The sequence below is a fragment of the Sphaerospermopsis aphanizomenoides BCCUSP55 genome, assembly GCF_001586785.1.
Taxonomy (GTDB): domain Bacteria; phylum Cyanobacteriota; class Cyanobacteriia; order Cyanobacteriales; family Nostocaceae; genus Sphaerospermopsis_A; species Sphaerospermopsis_A aphanizomenoides_A.
Map to the genome: position 1 here is coordinate 1 of NZ_LUFH02000111.1, position 18,598 is coordinate 18,598.

17 protein-coding genes and 2 pseudogenes are annotated in these 18,598 nt (G+C 38.8%); 12 read left to right on the top strand and 7 right to left on the bottom strand.

Features of this window, described 5'->3' with window-relative positions:
* Together A0J48_RS22225 and A0J48_RS22230 are read left to right on the top strand one after the other, a co-directional pair.
* Positions 1-297 (top strand): annotated as a pseudogene (locus A0J48_RS22225) (hypothetical protein); the annotation flags it as partial.
* Between the two features lie 5 nt (positions 298-302).
* A complete protein-coding gene (locus tag A0J48_RS22230) occupies positions 303-740 on the top strand; it encodes a hypothetical protein (protein ID WP_200326767.1) in 438 nt (145 codons plus the stop codon).
* Between the two features lie 129 nt (positions 741-869).
* Here A0J48_RS22230 and A0J48_RS22235 read toward each other — a convergent pair whose 3' ends face one another.
* A complete protein-coding gene (locus tag A0J48_RS22235) occupies positions 870-1,550 on the bottom strand; it encodes a hypothetical protein (RefSeq protein WP_200326768.1) in 681 nt (226 codons plus the stop codon).
* A gap of 750 nt (positions 1,551-2,300) precedes the next feature.
* Between A0J48_RS22235 and A0J48_RS22240 the strand changes: the two genes are divergently transcribed.
* Positions 2,301-3,428, top strand: a complete 1,128-nt coding sequence (locus A0J48_RS22240; RefSeq protein ID WP_200326769.1) for a saccharopine dehydrogenase family protein — start codon at positions 2,301-2,303, stop codon at positions 3,426-3,428.
* A 6-nt stretch (positions 3,429-3,434) separates the two neighbouring features.
* Here A0J48_RS22240 and A0J48_RS22245 read toward each other — a convergent pair whose 3' ends face one another.
* Complete coding sequence (locus A0J48_RS22245) at positions 3,435-4,733, bottom strand: cation:proton antiporter (RefSeq protein WP_200326770.1); 1,299 nt, start codon at positions 4,731-4,733, stop codon at positions 3,435-3,437.
* A gap of 173 nt (positions 4,734-4,906) precedes the next feature.
* On the opposite strand from A0J48_RS22245, the gene A0J48_RS22250 reads away from it, so the two are divergent.
* From A0J48_RS22250 to A0J48_RS27795, 9 genes and pseudogenes are all read left to right on the top strand, one after another.
* A complete protein-coding gene (locus tag A0J48_RS22250) occupies positions 4,907-6,271 on the top strand; it encodes a cytochrome P450 (RefSeq protein ID WP_200326771.1) in 1,365 nt (454 codons plus the stop codon).
* 465 nt (positions 6,272-6,736) lie between these two features.
* Positions 6,737-7,231, top strand: coding sequence for a DUF2231 domain-containing protein (locus A0J48_RS22255; RefSeq protein WP_200326772.1), 495 nt, complete (start codon positions 6,737-6,739; stop codon positions 7,229-7,231).
* Positions 7,228-7,833, top strand: coding sequence for a DUF2231 domain-containing protein (locus tag A0J48_RS22260; protein WP_200326773.1), 606 nt, complete (start codon positions 7,228-7,230; stop codon positions 7,831-7,833). The genes A0J48_RS22255 and A0J48_RS22260 overlap by 4 nt, the downstream gene beginning before the upstream one ends.
* Before the next feature lie 34 nt (positions 7,834-7,867).
* On the top strand, positions 7,868-8,776 hold the full coding sequence (locus A0J48_RS22265) for a cytochrome c oxidase subunit II (protein WP_200326774.1): 909 nt from the start codon (positions 7,868-7,870) through the stop codon (positions 8,774-8,776).
* 58 nt (positions 8,777-8,834) lie between these two features.
* Positions 8,835-10,505, top strand: a complete 1,671-nt coding sequence (locus tag A0J48_RS22270) for a cytochrome c oxidase subunit I (protein WP_234301097.1) — start codon at positions 8,835-8,837, stop codon at positions 10,503-10,505.
* Between the two features lie 18 nt (positions 10,506-10,523).
* Positions 10,524-11,192, top strand: coding sequence for a cytochrome c oxidase subunit 3 (locus tag A0J48_RS22275; RefSeq protein ID WP_200326776.1), 669 nt, complete (start codon positions 10,524-10,526; stop codon positions 11,190-11,192).
* Between the two features lie 559 nt (positions 11,193-11,751).
* Positions 11,752-13,119: an NAD(P)/FAD-dependent oxidoreductase gene (locus tag A0J48_RS22280; protein ID WP_200326777.1), complete on the top strand. Its 1,368-nt coding sequence runs from the start codon at positions 11,752-11,754 to the stop codon at positions 13,117-13,119.
* 411 nt (positions 13,120-13,530) lie between these two features.
* Positions 13,531-14,649: a Gfo/Idh/MocA family protein gene (locus A0J48_RS22285; RefSeq protein ID WP_200326778.1), complete on the top strand. Its 1,119-nt coding sequence runs from the start codon at positions 13,531-13,533 to the stop codon at positions 14,647-14,649.
* A gap of 11 nt (positions 14,650-14,660) precedes the next feature.
* Positions 14,661-14,900: pseudogene (locus A0J48_RS27795) on the top strand (glutathione-dependent formaldehyde dehydrogenase); the annotation flags it as partial.
* A gap of 176 nt (positions 14,901-15,076) precedes the next feature.
* Here A0J48_RS27795 and galK read toward each other — a convergent pair.
* The 5 genes from galK to A0J48_RS22315 all read right to left on the bottom strand — a co-directional run.
* Positions 15,077-16,159 (bottom strand): galactokinase, encoded by a 1,083-nt coding sequence (gene galK, locus A0J48_RS22295; RefSeq protein ID WP_200326779.1) that lies wholly within the window; start codon positions 16,157-16,159, stop codon positions 15,077-15,079.
* 21 nt (positions 16,160-16,180) lie between these two features.
* Positions 16,181-16,336 (bottom strand): hypothetical protein, encoded by a 156-nt coding sequence (locus tag A0J48_RS22300; protein ID WP_234301098.1) that lies wholly within the window; start codon positions 16,334-16,336, stop codon positions 16,181-16,183.
* The gene (gene holA / locus A0J48_RS22305) at positions 16,309-17,226 is read right to left on the bottom strand and encodes a DNA polymerase III subunit delta (RefSeq protein WP_200326780.1); all 918 of its coding nucleotides are present in this window, start codon (positions 17,224-17,226) and stop codon (positions 16,309-16,311) included. The genes A0J48_RS22300 and holA overlap by 28 nt, the downstream gene beginning before the upstream one ends.
* 248 nt (positions 17,227-17,474) lie before the next feature.
* Complete coding sequence (locus A0J48_RS22310; protein ID WP_234301099.1) at positions 17,475-17,999, bottom strand: DUF3887 domain-containing protein; 525 nt, start codon at positions 17,997-17,999, stop codon at positions 17,475-17,477.
* Between the two features lie 169 nt (positions 18,000-18,168).
* Positions 18,169-18,598: hypothetical protein (locus tag A0J48_RS22315; RefSeq protein WP_200326782.1), on the bottom strand; the 430-nt coding region annotated here is incomplete at its 5' end.

Consider the following 18,598-nt stretch of genomic DNA (forward strand, 5'->3'; position numbering starts at 1 on the left):
ACTCACAGTCCCTATATATTAACAGCTTTTAATAATTTAATTCAAGCAGGAAATACCTTAAAAGCAATAAAAGAAAAGCCTGAACAATCTCATTTATTAGATGATTTATTTAAAATTGTTCCAGAGAGTCAAATCTTAGATATTAATGATATTGGTGCTTACACCATTAAAGATGGCATGATTGAAAGTATCATCAATGAAGAAAATAATTTAATTGATACAAATATCATTGATGATGTGTCTAATGAATTTAGTAGAGTTTTTGAAAAATTACTAGACCTGGAATTTGGAGAATAACATCAGTGGATTTAGAGCAATGTTCAGAAAAAATCTGTCATAAAAATATCTTAATAGAAGAAAAGAAAAGTAGTAAAATAAATTTCTCTAATGAAAATTTAATAGAAATAACTAAAATTCAAGTAGATGGCTGTTTAGATATTCAAGGAGTTAAGTGTGATTGGTTATTAATTATCAATGAACCTTATGTTGAAATTTATATAGAATTGAAAGGTTCTGACGTAGAACACGCCTTTGAACAAGTTGAAAATACTATTAAAATTATCTCTAAAAATTATAAAAAAGTTACTAAATATTGTTATATAGTCACCACTAGATGCCCTTTAAACTCTGCACAAATTCAGGTAAAGGCAAAGTCATTTAAAAGCAAATATAATGCAGTTTTAAAAATTATCAAGACAGGATGCACCGAAAAAATTAATAGTTTACTAACTACTAATTAGGACAGTAAGCAATATCATTTTTAAGCTTTTATCAATCGAAAATATGCTCATTTAGTCAATATATAAAACTGGAAATATTAGCCCCTTCCCTGATTAGAGAAGGGGAATTTTGTAAGCCTCTAACCGTTGTTAGTAACCCTTGGCATAAACCAACAGATGTTTATATTCCTCGATTTTTTTGATTTTTCCTTGGGATGTCAATAATTCGATCACTTCTTCAGCTTTACCCCAACCAACTGACTTGGTGTAAAACAAAATTTTGCCGCCAGGGTTCAACTTACTCAGAAATAGCTCAACAAGAGATTCATCATTATGATGTACAAAAGGAGCTTCTTCTGGCATATAAAATTCACCTAAATGAAAAAGTGAAACCACATCTAACATCGGTAAAGAACGAGGAGTTAGGGTATATATATCACTCCAAATCACCTTATAAAATTTGCCCAGTTGGCGATTTGTTCGACATAGACTAACGTATTCTTCATGTTCAGGAATAGAAGCAGTAATACCCAAGATTTCATTGGGTTTGTCAAGTTTCTGATTCTCTAAACCCACAATGTGATGAGAGCCTGTGCCAAAATGAAAGATACTCTGATCCTGAATATTGTACTTTTGTAAATACTCATTTAATTCAATATCACATGGACAGAGATGAGGTTGTAATTCCCATGATGATTTGGAACGATAGTAATCAGCACCAACCCAGTGTGGAAGAACAGGTTGAGTCAAACTAACTGAGTAGTATAACTTTGCAAGTTGGCGATTGCTGAACACAAGCTCACGAATTGTTTTTCTAAAAGTAAGAACCATCAGTGAATAACCCTCAATGATTTTGAAAAAATGAATTTGATTTTGATATTTCAGCTACAACATCAGTGAACGAAGTGCGATAAAAATGTTGATTATCTGTTATAGCTAAATTAATAGTAGCTATTTTGGTATACTTGCTTACCAATGGATACAATAGATAAAATTCCCCTGTCTGAGTACCAAAAAACTAGAATAGATGCTGCTGGAAATGTTTATTTGACAAATAAAATTGTCTCCTTTTGAAAGCCATCTGCTGATGTGAATAAGCAATTTCACACCCTGAAGATGTTAACTCCCAAAATTTTGGTACTGAATGTTTAGTAATGTCGGTAAGCCTAACACATAGAAAATCAAGATAATGTTAAGTTCAGATGAAAATTTGCTGAAGTTTTAGAAATATGTGTTTGTTTTTGCTTTTTAACGGAAAGTAAAACCTTGAACACTGACCTCAAGGAAATTATGAATTAACAATCACAAAGCCAGCAGTATTGATTTAAAAATTGTAAGTATTCAGCCGTCAGCCGTCAGCTTTGAAGGCTGAAATACAAAGAATGAGAACAAATCAGGAGCGTGTAACTTTCCTGAAATTAATGCTTATAAATCTTTGCTCTTGATGTTGTTAGCTGATTACTGATTACTGATAGCTGAATGCTTCCAAAAATCCCAAATCTCAAATTGTATGACTTGTTACCGATGACAAAAGGGACATCAATCTGATGAAATAAAGATGATGTTGTCCAAATTGTAGTCATGACAAACCATGTTTTAATTCTGGGAGGACAAGGACGCATTGGTAGCGCAGTTGCTAATGATATCCTCAACCACACACAGGCAGATATTACCATTACTGGACGTTTCCCGGATTCTAATTTAGGTCTAAGTGAGAGGGTAAAGTTTTTACAGTTGAATTTGACCGAAGTTGAGAAATTAAGAACTGCGATCGCTCAATCAAATTTGGTTATCCACTGTGCTGGACCTTTTCACTATCGAGATACACAAGTTCTAGAAATTTGCATTGATCAAGGTGTAAATTATGTTGATGTCAGTGACCACCGTTCCTATACCCAAAAGGCGTTAAATTTATATCAAAAAGCTTTTGATGCGGGAGTTACTGCCATAATTAATAGTGGAATTTTTCCCGGTATATCCAACAGTTTAGTCCGTCAAGGAATTGAACAATTTGAACAGCCAGAAAAAATACATTTAAGTTATTTAGTATCGGGTTCTGGTGGTGCAGGAGTTACGGTGATGCGAACTACATTTTTAGGTTTGCAGCATCCTTTTAAAGCTTGGATCAATGGCGAATGGCGTTTGATTCAACCCTATACAGACCGCGAAGTTATTGATTTTCCAGCACCATATAGACGTAGTGGAGTTTATTGGTTTGATATGCCAGAAACTATCACACTTCCTGCTTCTTTCCCCACAGTGAAAACTGTAATTACTAAATTTGGTTCAGTTCCTGATTTGTATAACCATCTCACTTGGATAACTGCACATATTTTTCCAAAATGGTTAATGCAGAAAAATGAAACAATCGAATTTTTATCTCATGTTAGTCATCGCATGACCGATTTTACAAATATCTTTACTGGAATTGGCGTGGCAGTGCGGGCAGAAGTGACAGGACAAAAAGATGGTAAAACATTAGTTTATGCTGCTACATTACTACATGAAAATACTGCCGTTGCTGCTGGTATCGGTACAGGTAGTATTTGTAAATTGTTACTAGAAAATAAATTAAACAAGCCAGGAGTTTATCCTGTGGAAGCAGCATTATCTACAGATGTATTTACACAAATTATGCGAGACAGGGAAATCCAAATTAATTGTCAATGGTATTCAGCTATCAGTAATCAGCCAATCGCAGCAATATGATCCAAATTATTCAAATTCGTCAATTGTCTCTGGAATATTAGACTTGGTGCGATTGGCAATATTTATTTCATACCAATTCATTAACGGAGTGGCGCTAATTCCATGTACAATCACAGAAATTACAATTGTCGTGTACGTTATCCAGGCGATTTGTTCAGCAATTTCTCCTTTTAAACCATTGCTTAAGCTATAGGCAAGATAATATAAAGAACCTATACCCCGAATACCAAACCAACCAAACAGCAAGCGAGTTACTGGATTAAAAGTACGACGGTGAGAATTGAGGGGACGTTTACCAATGGTACTAACCCATACTCCCACAGGTCGAATCACTAAAAATAATAAACTTATGACTAACAAAGATTGGGCAGCATAATTAAACATTGGCTGCCATAATAATATTGTTCCTAAGAGTAAAATTAAACCAACTTCTAGCAACTTCTCTAATCTTTCAATAAATTCTAGTTGTGCCAGTGGTTTTTGGGGATTTGTGTAACTTCTTTGCACAGCTAAACCTGCCATAAATACTGCTAAAAATCCATAGCCATTGACAATTTCTGTTAAAGAATAAGTTATTAAAATCGTGCTAATGGCAACGAAATCTTCCATTACAGCATCAGCAGGACGATATTTTTGGATTTTTTTATCAATCCATACAATGGCTAAGGGAACAATTAAACCCATGACGATACCAGTTGCGATCGCCCAAATTACATCTACTGCAACCCATTTTCCCAACCAATTATGCCAATTACTATCTTTAAGGGCATAAATACCAAAATAAACAAAGGGAAAAGCCAAGGCATCATTTAATCCCCCTTCAGAAGTCAACCCAAAGCGTAATTCATCTTCGTCATTTGTATCTGTCAGTTGTACCTCTGAGGCTAATACAGGGTCAGTTGGTGCCAGAATTGCACCTAATAAAATCGCTTCCCCCCAATTCATCCCTAACCATAATCTCCCCACAGCAGCCAAGGAAAAAATGGAAATTGGCATTAATAATCCAATCAGTCTGGCTGTAATATTCCAAAACTTCCATTTCAGCAGTGTAACTATTTTTAAGCCACAACTAAATACAGAAATAATTACGACTAATTCAGTTAATCTTTCCAGAAATTCAGCATTGAATAATTCATTACTACGTAATTGAATCAGCCCTAAGCCATAAGGTCCCAAAAAAATCCCTACCATTAGGTAGATCATCGCAAAAGATAGAGGGAGACGGGAAATCCAACCCGATCCTAAAGTCACAATCAGCAAGAGTAGACCAATTACCAATAAATCAAGAATATAAATATTAACCATAGACTTTTATATAAATTTATATTAAAAATGTATAAAAAATAATTGCTTTTTTGCAAATGTAATCGAATGTAGGTGTACGTATAAATAACCCAAAGGTAGATTTCGGGAAAATATTTGGCATTTATGGGTAGATTTGTTAGTCTAGTGGGAAACTAATTTTAGTAATTGTCGTTATGCCAATCCTACCTAGTTCAACAACTCCCAAATTGATTCAACGACTACAATGGCTGTTTCGTCCTTTGGAATTGATGGCAGAAACTGCCAAAAATTATGGTGATTTTGTCAATTTATCTATCATTGCTAATCAGCAAATTGTCTTGATTAGTAACCCTCAAGCAATTCAGGAAATTTTTGCTGCTTCACTAGCACAATTAGATGCCAGAGGTTCACAACTTTTAAAACCTTTAATAGGGGAAAATTCTTTATTGTTGTTGAGTGGGACTACTCACCAACGCCAACGCCGCTTATTAACACCGCCATTTTATGGCGATCGCATGAAAGCATACTCTCAAATTATCACTGATGCTACCAAAGAAGCCATCAGCAGTTGGCAAGTTGGCACACCATTTTCTGTGCGGGAATCAATGCAAGAAATTTCCCTAAAAGTGATTTTACACGCAGTATTTGGGCTGTATAAAGGAGAAAGGTTTACACAATTACAAACTCTTCTTTGCTCAATCTTAAATTTATCTGATACTCCCTTACGTTCAGCCGTCAACTTTTTCCCAGCACTGCAAGTAGATTTAGGTGCATGGAGTCCTTGGGGATATTTTTTGCGAGAAAGAGAAAAAATTGACCAATTATTATATGCAGAAATTCAGGAACGCAGAGATCATCCTGACCCTGATCGTAGTGATATTCTTTCACTGATGATGTCAGCGCGGGATGAAAATGGTGAAGCAATGACCGATGTGGAATTGCGGGATGAATTGATGACTTTGTTAGTTGCTGGTCATGAAACCACAGCTTCAGCTTTAACCTGGGCATTATATTGGATTCATCGTTTACCAGAAGTCCGAGAAAAGCTGCTAAATGAGTTAGATGGAGTGGATGAAAATACAGATAAAAATGAAATTTTTCGCCTCCCTTATTTGACAGCAGTCTGTAACGAAACCCTACGCATTTACCCCATCGCCATGATTACCTTACCACGCATTGTCCAGTCGCCAATAGAAATCATGGGTTATGAATTTGCCAAGGGTACATGGTTAGTAGGCTGCATATATTTAACTCATCACCGACCAGATTTATATCCCGAACCAGAGAAATTTAAACCAGAACGCTTTTTAGAAAAACAATTTACACCTTATGAATATTTACCTTTTGGTGGAGGTGGTCGTCGCTGTTTAGGAATGTCATTTGCACTATTTGAAATGAAGTTAGTTTTAGCAACAATATTGTCACAATTAAATTTAGAATTAGTTGATAATATTCCTGTCAAACCTGTACGTCGGGGTATAACTTTAGCCCCTTCTGGTGGTAAATGGTTGGTTGCAACTGGTAAACGGGAAAGAGTAAAAATTCCTGTGGGAGTATAAGGGACTTCCAACTAAAAAAATATTCCATCGTTTGGGTCAGCAGGGGAAGCAGGGGGCGCAGGGGAGGAAGAATCTCATACTCATATTGCTTCTCACTCATTGAATAATTTAATTTCTGGAAGTCCCTAAGTAGGTCAGCGTTAAAAATTGTCGTTATAACAAGGCTGGAGGCCGATTAGAGGGGGATTCAAACTCACCTCTAATCTAAGACCGCCAAATCTAAGATTTTGGCAGAGGTACGAAATGTGGGTTTAAAGAATGCACCGAATCCAAATAAATAAATTATTTTAAATTACTTTTGTCCTAAATCACCCCTACGATAGTATTCTTGGTTTTATATTTTAGCTAAGAGTAATTAAGAATACTTTTGTGGAAAGCAATTTTAAAAGTTAAACGTCATCAGGAATTTTGTTTTGCTCAAGATTAACTTATATTGCAGCGTCTGGCGATCGCCAGGAAAAAGCGATGTTCGCTCTGCCTCTTAATAGCCAAAATCTCCCTTACCCTGACCCCATACACCCGATTGTTGTCCATTTTGTAATTGCGATGGTGTTTTTCTCATTCGTTTGCGACGTGGTGGGTTATTTCAGCCGCAATCCACATTTGTTTGAGGTCGGTTTCTGGAATATGTTTGTCGCAGCGATCGCCATTTTTGTCGCCATAATCTTTGGCCAGTTTGAAGCAGGGCTGGCACAAGTGTATCCAGCAGTCCAGACTACACTGAATTTTCACACCGTGATGGGTTGGTCACTTGGGGCGATTATTGCCGCTATGACAGCTTGGCGGTTTGTAATTCGCAATCGCCACCCCCTCAAAGTTCCTCCTACATATCTTGGTATTGCTACGTTTTTGATTTGTCTGGTGTTCTTGCAAGTATATCTTGGCAGCAAATTATTTTGGGTATACGGGTTGCACGTCAAGCCTGTCGTTGAAGCGATGAAGCAGGGAGCTTCTCCATGAACTCGCAGCTAATTGACTCTTTAGGATTGAGGTTAGGTGCTAACGCACTACCCTACGAAATTCCCATACACCCGCAATTGGTTCATTTGACATTGGGTTTGTTTATTATCGGTATTTTATTTGACATAGCAGGATCTATTTTTTCCCTAGAACAACCAATCTTCAAATTTTTGGGTCTTCCCGCCATCCGTTCTGGTTTCTTCGATGTTGGTTGGTACAACCTTCTGGGAGCGGCTGTTGTGACATTTTTCACTGTCGCATTTGGTTTTTTCGAGCTACTGCTGGCAAACCCCCTAGTTAATCACAAGAGTGATTGGGGGTTGAGTGCCTCTTGGACAATGCTTTTGCATGGTTTGGGTGGTGTTTTGTTGCTGGGGGTCATCGTTGCCATGACTCTCTGGAGAGGTTTACAACGCTACCACTGGCGCAAGGATGCTTCCAGACAAGTGCAGTGGAGTTATTTGTTGGTAGGCATTTTGACGCTCGGTATTTTGTATGTCCACGGAACTTTAGGAGCGCAATTGGGAGAGGAGTTTGGTATTCACGTTACAGCGGCTAAGTTACTTCAAGAGGGTACAAACCCAAATTTGCTGCTCAAATAATTAAACGTAATTAAACGAGAAGCATTCTGAGTTTATGGTTAGATTTTGGGAATATTTACTAATAGCTGGTTTGATTGCAGTGCTGCTCGTTCTCAGCCATTGGATTGGGCAGCAAGCTTATGCTTGGATGCCTCTTGAAGCTACAGCAGAAGCACAAAAAGTAGACGATTTGTTTAGCTTCTTAGTTTCAATCGGAGCATTTATTATCCTTGGACTTGTAGCCATGATGGTGTACTCGATACTTTTCTTTCGCGCACCCAAATATGACTACAGCGAGGGACACCCATCTAGAGGCGATCTAAAGCTGGAAATTTTATGGACGGCGATTCCAACTTTGCTAGTTCTGTGGATTGCATTCCAAGGCTTCAATATTTATCAGCAATTAAATGTTCTAGGTTTGGGGCAGATCGTACATTTGCATACACCCCTAGAATCACAACCAGCCTATGCCATAGCCACTGCGGAGAAACCTAAACCAGCTGTTGAGACTATTGAGGTCTTCGTAAAGCAGTGGGACTGGTCTTTCCGTTATCCAAATAATGTTACCAGCGATGAATTACACCTGCCTGTAAATCTTCGTACTCGCCTCAATATGCACGCTCAGGATGTACTCCACAGTTTTTATGTCCCTGAATTCCGTTTACAGCAGTATATTGTCCCTGGACGCAACATTGACCTCGTAGTTACACCCACTCGCACGGGCAAATACAAGCTGAAGGATGCTCTATTTAGTGGTACTTACTTTGCTTTGATGGATGCCAATGTACAGGTTGAATCCCTTGAGCAATATAACCAGTGGCTTACCACAGCGGAACAAGAACCAACAACCATCAAAAATCAGGCAGTAGCTGAATATACCCAACCGCCAAAAACATTGTTCAAGAGTGGCTGGTACACTGTCGCACCTAATCAAACGGCGATTGCTCGGATCTCACCACCGTAAGCAATACTCCAAAGGAGCGATCGCCAATGAAAAAAAGTAATGAATGAAACATGATTTTATGGAAAGTATCACTAGAGATCAAGATTCCCCAACATCTCAAAACGAGCCTGAGAATAAATGGCGACGATACTTCAGCTTCAGCACTGATCATAAAGTGATCGGTGTTCAGTACATGGTGATGTCTTTCTTTTTCTTTTTGGTTGGCGGACTGTTAGCGATGCTCATCCGTGCCGAACTGATTACACCTGCATCAAATGTGGTAGATCGTCCCCTTTACAACGGCTTGTTCACCTTGCACGGGACAATCATGATTTTTCTATGGATTATCCCTTTCAATGCAGGTATCTCTAACTACTTAGTACCGCTGATGTTGGGAGCGCGGGATATGGCGTTTCCTCTACTCAACGCCATCTCTTTTTGGATGATTCCACCAGGAGGCATTTTATTACTATCTAGCTTCTTACTACCCAATGGTACAGCGCAGTCTGGCTGGTGGTCTTATCCACCAATTAGTCTGCAAATTCCTCCTGGTCAGCCAATAAATGGTGAATTTATTTGGATTGTTAGTTTAGTCATCATCGGCATTTCTTCAATTATGGGGGCTGTGAACTTCGTAACTACCATCTTTTGGATGCGCGCCCCAGGAATGACCTTTTTCCGAATGCCTGTGTTTGTTTGGTCAGTTCTCAGCGCCCAGTTGTTGCAGCTAGTTAATTTACCTTCGCTCACAGGTGCATTGATCCTGCTGTTATTTGATCTCAGTTTGGGAACGCAATTCTTCAAACCTTTAGACAATGGCGACCCGATCATTTACCAGCACCTATTCTGGTTCTACTCGCACCCCGCAGTTTACATCATGGCGCTACCAGCCTTTGGTATATTTGCGGAGGTTCTACCCGCCTTTTCCCGTAACCCTCTATTTGGCTATCGGTCATTAGCTGTTGCTTCTTTAGGCATTGCTGTAGTCAGCATTTTCGTTTGGGTACATCATATGTTCACTAGTGCTACCCCTAGCTGGATGCGGATGTTATTTATGGTGACATCAATGCTCGTGGCCGTGCCTACCGGTGTTAAGGCATTTGGTTGGACTGCTACAATTTGGAAGAGTAAGCTGCATTTAGAGACACCCATGCTGTTCGCAATGGGAGGTGCAGCCATGTTTCTGCTTGGTGGTGTTACTGGCGTGATGTTAGCAGCAGTACCGTTTGATATTCACGTCCACAATACTTACTTTATAGTCGGACACTTCCACTACATTGTCTTTAACACCATCACGATGGCAATTTTTGCCGCCATTTACTTTTGGTTTCCTAAGATTACTGGACGGATGTATGCCGAAGGCTGGGGCAAATTGCATTTTTGGTTAACCTTTATTGGTGCTAACCTCACGTTCTTCCCCATGCTTCCACTGGGTTTACAGGGAATGGTACGCCGAATTTCCTCCTACGATCCACGCTATCAGGGCTGGAATGTCGTTGCTAGTCTAGGCGGTTTCTTACTGGGAGTATCTATATTGCCCTTTATTGCCAATATAGTGGGTTCATTGCTATACGGAACAAGGGCAGTTAACAATCCTTGGCACGCCACAGGACTGGAATGGACAACAACCTCACCACCACCACGAGATAACTTTGCAGAAATTCCAGTTGTCAAAAGGCCACCCTACGACTACGGCGATCCTAAATACTCAGTTATAGAACCTCCTGACTATCATCAGCCAGAAAACTAATACCAATCCCCAGAACCTATGAATCGTGGCGTAATTCATGTAGATGAAAGTCCTATTCCTTTGGAACGATGGCGGCGATACCTACCAAATTGGCTCAAGCGTTTCCTACCAATCCGTGGTGGACGTGCTGAAGACCATCATGGAAAGGGACTGTTCGGGTTTACCGTGTTCCTGCTGTCGGAAAGCATAGTTTTTTTGAGTTTTATCTTCACTTATGTTGCCCTGCGATTGACACATTCACAAAATTGGCTACCACCTGGCGTTTCGGGTCCAGAATTGTCTACTTTTGTGATTATTAACACGGTGGTGTTACTGTCGAGTAGTTTTGTCATTCAACGGGCTGAAAATGCTCTCCAGCGTAGTCAGATAAATAAATTCCGTTGGCTTTGGTTGATGACAATTTGCATGGGAACTTATTTCTTAATCGGTCAAGGAATTGAATGGAGCAACCTTGATTTTGGGTTAAGCACAGGATTAGTTGGTGCTACATTTTATGTATTAACAGGTTTCCACGGTTTGCACGTTCTTGCTGGTGTGATTCTCCAGATTATTATGCTTGTCCGTTCCTTCATTCCAGGCAATTACAACAAAGGTAATTTTGGTGCAAGTGCAACCACTTTGTTTTGGCATTTTGTTGATATAGTTTGGGTCTTATTATTCTCACTTCTCTATTTTTGGCAGACATAATATTCAGAAATTAGCAGTATTTTTAGGAGTTATTTTATGAAGTCGTTAGCACAAAAGTTCCCATCTACAAGCGCAATTCAAGAAACTCTAATCCCTGAAAATCAAGACAAACTCATTGCCAACAGTTTACGAAAAGGTCAGTATATTGGCATGATCGGACTAGCGATAAGCTGCTGTGCAGCTAGATTGTATATTGCGATATTGAGGAAAAGTACCCTGAAACTTTCTTCACTTTTGACTTTTGAATGCATGACTTTTGACTTGCTGTTGTGCATTTAAAATGCACAATAGCTTACCTTTGGTAAGCTCCGCTAACGCTCTGGTTGCAACTGTAGAATTTTTTAACCGCAGGTTTGAATACGCTATTTTATTTGCTCTTGTTCTTAGTGCTTTCTTCTTATTTGTATAGCAAATTAGTCATGTGCTATTTTTCTCGACCCATCTATTCTTATGTGCTTCTGCGTTTTTACCTAATAATCATAAATCCAAATCTGTAAAAATTTCATCCTTGAAAATCATAAATCCAAATCTGTAAAAATTTCATCCTTGAAGAGTTTTTATGAACAGCCCAGTTTATCAAACTGTTATCGTCGGCGGTGGTTTTACTGGTCTATTTACAGCCTTACACTTAGCTCACGAACACTATCCTCGCTCTGTGATCTTGATTGATAAAAATGAACGCTTTTGTTTTAAGCCATTACTTTATGAATATTTCGATGGCGAAATGGATAGCTTTCAAGTAGTACCGCACTTTTCGGAATTACTTAAAGGTAGTGGTGTCATCTTTGTTCAAGATACAGTTCAGTCAATAGACCTGCATCAACGGCAAGTCGAATTAGCTTCTGGGAATTCCTACAAATACAGTAACTTAGTATTAGCTTTGGGTAGCGTTACTGGCTATCATCACGTTGAGGGTGCGAAGGTTAATGCCTTTCCTTTTTGGACACAAGCTGATGCGATCGCTCTTGACCGACATTTACGTGACTGTTTACAAAAAGCCATCCAAACGGAAGATGTAGAACAACGCCGCAAATTATTAACAGTAGTGGTAGTTGGTGGTGGTGCTTCTGGTGTGGAAATGGCAGCCACTTTAGCTGATTTTCTCCCACATTGGTATGGCGCTTTAGGCGGTAATTCGGCGGAAGTCCGGGTGATTCTTCTCAATCATGGTCACAAAATTCTCGATGGCGATATTAACGATCCGTTGCGTCCAATTGCTGAGACAGAATTGCAAAAACGGACTGTAAAAATCACAATTATTAAGGAAGCAGAAGCCACTGCTGTTCACCCTAATGCCATTGAATATAAGTGCAATAATGAAGTTACAACATTGCCTGCATATACCACAATTTGGACGGCTGGGACTTCTAGCCATCCCCTAATTCAAGACTTACCAATTCCAGCAGAACATCGGGATGATCACGGTCGTCCTCTAGTCACTCCCACGATGCAATTGCTCGAATTTCCAGATGTGTTTGCAGGTGGTGATTGTGCAGTAGTTCAGGATACTTCGCTACCACCTACAGCCCAAGTTGCTTATCAAGAGGGAGCAAATATTGCTCGGAATTTGAAAGCGATCGCTCTTGGAGAAGACCTCAAACCATCTCAGGTTGACATCCGGGGAACTTTGTTGAAGTTGGGGGTAAATAATGCTGCTGCTAACTTATTCAATATTTTTGAAGTTGCAGGTGAACCCGCGCATTTAATCCGTCAAGGGACTTATCTAACGCTATTACCAACACCAATTCATGATTTTAAAGCTACTACAGAATGGCTCGATGAAGAGGTATTTCATCACCATCTCGACTCTGATGATGTAGGCAAAAAAGTTGTGCAGGCGGTTGAATTGGTTGGTGCTGGAGTTGTTGGTATTTTAGTAGCGAGAAAACTATTAAAAATGTTGGGTGATGAGGAGAAGAGGTCGTAGGTACTGGGGATTGGGAAAAAACTTTTACTATAAACCTAATTCTCAATCTCTAATTTCCCATTTCCCATATTTACATATTTAAACGAAGGTTGATTGTCACCCACCTTCTGTACCCCAGGTGTCACACATCAACAAAAAGCCGAGTCATTAGTACATAAAACTACATCCTGATTGGTATTTGTTGCTTCTGCTTTATGAACGATATTTTTAAATTGTATAAGAATTTGATTTTCTCACCAAAGCTTAATTTTCTAAGCAGCATTCTATCTAGTCACAAACTCCATCTACCAGAAATAAAGCATTTCCTAAGTATGATTAAAGTTATATCATCAGTATGAGGGAATACTTGAAAAACTTCATCACCCTAAAAGAATGATTTTTTGAACCAAGTTCTTCATCAAGAGGTCTACAATGACAACTACAAACGGAAAAAACAAAATTCGTTACGCCGTTGTGGGTTTAGGTTGGTTTGCTCAAGAAGCAGCTTTACCTGCATTTACTTCTGCCGATAACTCTGAATTAGTTGCTCTAGTTTCCGATGACCCGACAAAACGTGAAGAACTCAGTAAAAAGTATGGCATTCAGCATACTTATTCTTATGACGAGTATGAAGATTGTTTAACAAGCGGTGATATTGATGCTGTTTATATTGCATTACCCAATCATCTACATTGTGATTTTACTGTGCGGGCAGCTAATCAAGCCATTCATGTACTCTGTGAAAAGCCAATGGCTGTAACAGAAAAAGAGTGTGATGCCATGAATAGGGCTGCTAACGACAATGGTATAAAGCTGATGATTGCTTATAGACTACATCTAGAACCCGCAAATTTGCAAGCTATAGAAATAGTACAATCGCAGCAAATTGGTGAACCACGACTTTTCAACTCTGTTTTCTCTCAACAAGTAGAACAAGGCAACATTCGTTTACGAGAAATTACAGGCGGTGGAACACTTTACGATATTGGTATTTACTGCATTAATGCCGCACGCTATCTATTTCAAGATGAACCAACAGAAGTGTTTGCTGTAGCTGCTACCAAAGGAGAACAACGCTTCAGCGAAGTCGAAGAAATGACTAGCGTTATCCTGCGTTTTCCTAATGAGAGACTAGCAACATTTACCTGTAGTTTTGGCGCAGCAAAAGTTTCTAATTACCAGGTTGTAGGCACTAAAGGTGATATCCGAGTAGAATCTGCTTACACTTGGCAGGGAAAAATTAAGCACTACCTAACTATTAATGGTGAAACCCAAGAACGCACCTTTGAAAGCCATGATCAGTTAGCCGCTGAATTCACATATTTCTCAGATTGCATTCTCCAAAATCGAGATCCAGAACCATCGGGAATAGAAGGATTGAACGATGTTCATATTATTGAGGCGCTGTACCAATCAATTGGAACAGGTCAGCCTGTGCCAGTAAAAACTTTTGAGCGTGATCAACACCCAACATTGGATCAAACGATTCAGCATCCTGCGACTGAAGAGAAACCAGAACTCATTCATGCTGCTTCACCTGCTGGTAATTGATGAAATACCGTTATGGCGGCTTTGTAGACAAGATGCCGATGGGTGCTGCTATGAACAAGGGACTGACATTCAAAATGGGACAAACTCATGTTCATAGATATCTGCGATCGCTATTGGAACATATTCAAAATGGTGATATTGACCCTTCTTTCGTCGTCACCCATCGTTTACCGCTAGAGCAAGCACCCCACGGTTATAAGATTTTCAAGCACAAGCAAGATAACTGTATCAAAGTTGTACTTAAACCATAAGGCTCACGGTGAAGCTGGCAAAATAGCCTCTTTAGTCACAGAAAATATGATTAGATGGGACGTTGGAACGTGGCGTAAAAACTTCACCTCAAGGGTTTTCAGCCTTTTTTCTGATAATACTGAGTTTAACAAGAACTCATGTTCCACCTTAGCTGACAGCATTGCCAAAAGTAACCTTAGACTGCATCACTCACCTCGAAGTTAGGAACTAAAATTTGCCCAGCATAACCTGCATTGTTGTATTGCTTGAGGACTTGAGAAGCAATGTTTTTTTCTTCACCTAAAGCTACCAACGCTACACAAGCACCCCCAAAACCTGCACCTGTCAATCTCGCACCAAAAACCCCCAGAGTTTTCTGTAAAATTTCTACCAATGTATTCAATGCTGGTACAGAAACTTCATAATCATCCCGCAAACTCGCATGGGATGCGTTCATCAACTCGCCAAAACGCTCAGGTGTTACTCCCTGCAAAACTTCCAAAACACGGTTATTTTCTGTCACCAGATGACGAACGCGACGGTTTAATGGTTCTGGCAATGTTTCTGTCAAATTAGCATCAGTGATATCTCTTAATGCCTTGACTGCCAATAATTGCGCTGCTTCCTGACACTCAGCACGACGTTGGTTATACCCGCTAGTTGCGAGGGTAAGCGGTACACCACTATCTATAACTAAAATAGCTGTGTCCTTGGGAAAAGGTAGTACACGCCTTTCTAGAGTGCGAGTGTCTAAAAATAAAATATGTTGAGTATCAGCAAGACTAGAAGCCATTTGATCCATGATGCTGCATTGTACACCCGCATAGTGAATTTCCGCTTGCTGTGCCAATTGGGCAATTTCTACATCATCAATTGGTAAATCTAAAAGTTCACGAATTGCTCTAAGTGTTGCTACTTCTAAGGCTGCACTACTAGATAAACCAGCACCTATAGGCACTGATGATTGGACGTACACATTCAGTGAAGGAATGGTATATCCTGCTTGTTTCAAAACTTCAATACAACCAAAAATATAACTGGCAAATCCAGAAGGCGTATGATGGATTTCTAGAATACTGACACGCTCTTGCAGATTTTCTGAATAAAACTGGTGTTGTCCATCATCACTAAAACCTAGTTGTACTGTTGTTTTTTGGGGAATCGCCGTTGGTAAGACAAAACCATCGTTATAGTCGGTATGTTCGCCTAGTAAATTTACTCGTCCTGATGCACTCGCTTGAGTTTCAGGTAGTTGATGAAATATTTGTGGAAAAGTCATAATTGCTAGTAAATTTCTCAGTCATTTCTCTAAAGGTACAGGGCGTAATCTTCCTTCTACCTCTACACTAGGGAAGTTTGGGTCAAAAGTGAGGTTTTCTAGGTTTCCATCTTTGAGAATGACAAAAGTATCTTCTACTTTCGCGCCAGTTAAACTGGGATTCCAGGCGATCGCCATATTTTCAGCATTTTCAAACTATTTTTCAGCTTGTTTACACAACAATTAGCAACCTCTTGGCGTATGTAATACAAGCGGTTGGGATTTTTCATGTCTGCAAGTTGGGCTATTTTATTGTCGTCTTGACACCCGGTGATGATCATCTGTTTGACTGTTAGCCAAGTGCGAAAGGTAGTAGTCAGGGTAGCGGTAATTTTTAAGGCTGGTTCGTTACAGTTAATTAAGCGTTCAACAAATTCTAATGCTTGAGCTATGTTACCCAAGCGAATGGCGTTGGCTAGTTTTAAAGTATTAGCAGCACTTTCTGATACTAATTCCTTCACCATATTTACATTGACTGTTTTACCCAAAGCATAAGTTTTGAGTTTTTCTAGTTCAGTGAATATGAGTCGTGTATTATTGCCTGTGTAATCAATCAATACTTTATAAGCATCGGTGGTGAGTGTTACACCTACTTCGTCAGCTAAAGTGTGAGCTTGCTGTATTAATGCTTGGGTTTGCCATTGGGGAATGAGAGGAAATTCTTGTACCTGTGCATACTCCAGTAGGAGTTTGACTGATTTATTTCTTCCGTCAGGTTTGTGAGTGTTGGTGATAAGGAGGGTATTTGTGGAGGAAATTTTGGGGAGAATGGACTCCAACTGCAACAATATTTCTTTTGAACAAACTCCCAGTAATGTGCTGTTGGGCAAATGTACTAATCTTCCTCCACTCCCAACTGGTGGTGTCATGATATCGGATAATGCTTGAGGAATGGTTTCTTGAGATTCTGGGGGGTATTCTGTATAGTTGAAGTTTGACCATTGTTGATCTAGAGTGTGGGTTTTTAGTTGTTTGATGGCGCGAGTTAGAAAGAATTCGTTTTCACCAAAGTATAAGTATATTGGCATGGTAGTACGGCAATTGTATTGTCGTACATGAGCGTTAGCTCTGAACACAGTAAGTAGGGAAGGCAGAATTATTTATAAAATGATCTCGCAGATTCAATATTTTCCAAGCTCTTGATTGATAAAAGTTGTAGATGCTTTGCCTATGTTACATTTAATTACACACGCCTACTTAATGGTAAATCAGTCATTTTGAAATTTTCTTAGCATACAAATTTCCCGAATTGGCACAGTGATGGTATTATCAATACTCAATTCTTGTCATCAATTAACCATTTACCATCTGAATTAAGTACAAGTGTAAATCGTCCAGATTTATCATCATCCTGTGTACCATCTTTCATTAAATACTTCAATTTAGCATTTACAATAGCTTTGTTTTTGCTCTGTTCAATTATGTCTATGGAATCAATTTCTACAAAATTGACTTTATCCCACCATTGTGTATAGATATTATAATTAAGTTCGGGTCTTCGCATATGAAATTCAGGACTTAAAACAGTCCAAGCTGAAGTGTACTGTCGCTGATTAATAAGTTTGTAGTAGTTTTCAATGGCTTTGTCTGGAGCAATGGTGGGTTTGACATCAGCATTTGTAATACAGTCTTTTTTGTTTGCTGCACAATTTAAAGTTTCATTAACAGCCCAAGTACCAGCTACTTCTCCCATAAATTTCAAAAAATCAGCACTTTCTTTTCCGCATGAAGTAAGAATTGGAGCTAATATACAGATGACAGAGAGTAACATTATTCTTGAATGTTTGCTTGTAATGTTCATAATTGTCATTAATTGCATATTCTGAACAACAATTTGCAGTCTACACCGTATAGTAGCATGATTGTTACTTCAATGGAGATGTTGGTACGGTAATTACACAGGCCGCAGGGTGTGGGACTAGGAAAATCACCAATAAAACAAGGAGTGCTTAGTTTGTCAATAAATACCTTTATTGATTTAAATAATTTTCTACATTTTTGGTTCTGCCAGATGAAGCAGTTTTTTGTGCATGAAATAACTCATGATAAAATTTAAAATCCACCTCCCGCGAACTTATCCAGCCAATATTTTCATCATTTTGGTCATCTGTGAAACTATAAGCTACAAGGTTTGGCATATTATCGCATTCAATAATACAAAAATCATCTTGTTGACGAATTATATTATTAGAATTTTCTGCATAAGTTATAATTTTTAGCTGGGATTGATTTTTTAAAAATGATTGATTTTCACTATCTTGGCTGTTATAAAAATCTCTAAATTCATATAATTTATGTTCCATAAAATATCTTTCTTCTACAGTAACTTCAAGAAATTTTTGCAATAGATCATATTTTAATAGCTGTTTTAAAAAATTTAAGGTACATATTGCATAAACT

Coding starts and splice junctions, on each gene's coding strand:
- A0J48_RS22235 (WP_200326768.1), bottom strand. CDS start 1,550: ATGGTTCTTACTTTTAGAAAAACAATTCGTGAGCTTGTGTTCAGCAAT.
- A0J48_RS22240 (WP_200326769.1), top strand. CDS start 2,301: ATGACAAACCATGTTTTAATTCTGGGAGGACAAGGACGCATTGGTAGC.
- A0J48_RS22245 (WP_200326770.1), bottom strand. CDS start 4,733: ATGGTTAATATTTATATTCTTGATTTATTGGTAATTGGTCTACTCTTG.
- A0J48_RS22250 (WP_200326771.1), top strand. CDS start 4,907: ATGCCAATCCTACCTAGTTCAACAACTCCCAAATTGATTCAACGACTA.
- A0J48_RS22255 (WP_200326772.1), top strand. CDS start 6,737: ATGTTCGCTCTGCCTCTTAATAGCCAAAATCTCCCTTACCCTGACCCC.
- A0J48_RS22260 (WP_200326773.1), top strand. CDS start 7,228: ATGAACTCGCAGCTAATTGACTCTTTAGGATTGAGGTTAGGTGCTAAC.
- A0J48_RS22265 (WP_200326774.1), top strand. CDS start 7,868: ATGGTTAGATTTTGGGAATATTTACTAATAGCTGGTTTGATTGCAGTG.
- A0J48_RS22270 (WP_234301097.1), top strand. CDS start 8,835: ATGGAAAGTATCACTAGAGATCAAGATTCCCCAACATCTCAAAACGAG.
- A0J48_RS22275 (WP_200326776.1), top strand. CDS start 10,524: ATGAATCGTGGCGTAATTCATGTAGATGAAAGTCCTATTCCTTTGGAA.
- A0J48_RS22280 (WP_200326777.1), top strand. CDS start 11,752: ATGAACAGCCCAGTTTATCAAACTGTTATCGTCGGCGGTGGTTTTACT.
- A0J48_RS22285 (WP_200326778.1), top strand. CDS start 13,531: ATGACAACTACAAACGGAAAAAACAAAATTCGTTACGCCGTTGTGGGT.
- galK (WP_200326779.1), bottom strand. CDS start 16,159: ATGACTTTTCCACAAATATTTCATCAACTACCTGAAACTCAAGCGAGT.
- A0J48_RS22300 (WP_234301098.1), bottom strand. CDS start 16,336: ATGGCGATCGCCTGGAATCCCAGTTTAACTGGCGCGAAAGTAGAAGAT.
- holA (WP_200326780.1), bottom strand. CDS start 17,226: ATGCCAATATACTTATACTTTGGTGAAAACGAATTCTTTCTAACTCGC.
- A0J48_RS22310 (WP_234301099.1), bottom strand. CDS start 17,999: ATGAACATTACAAGCAAACATTCAAGAATAATGTTACTCTCTGTCATC.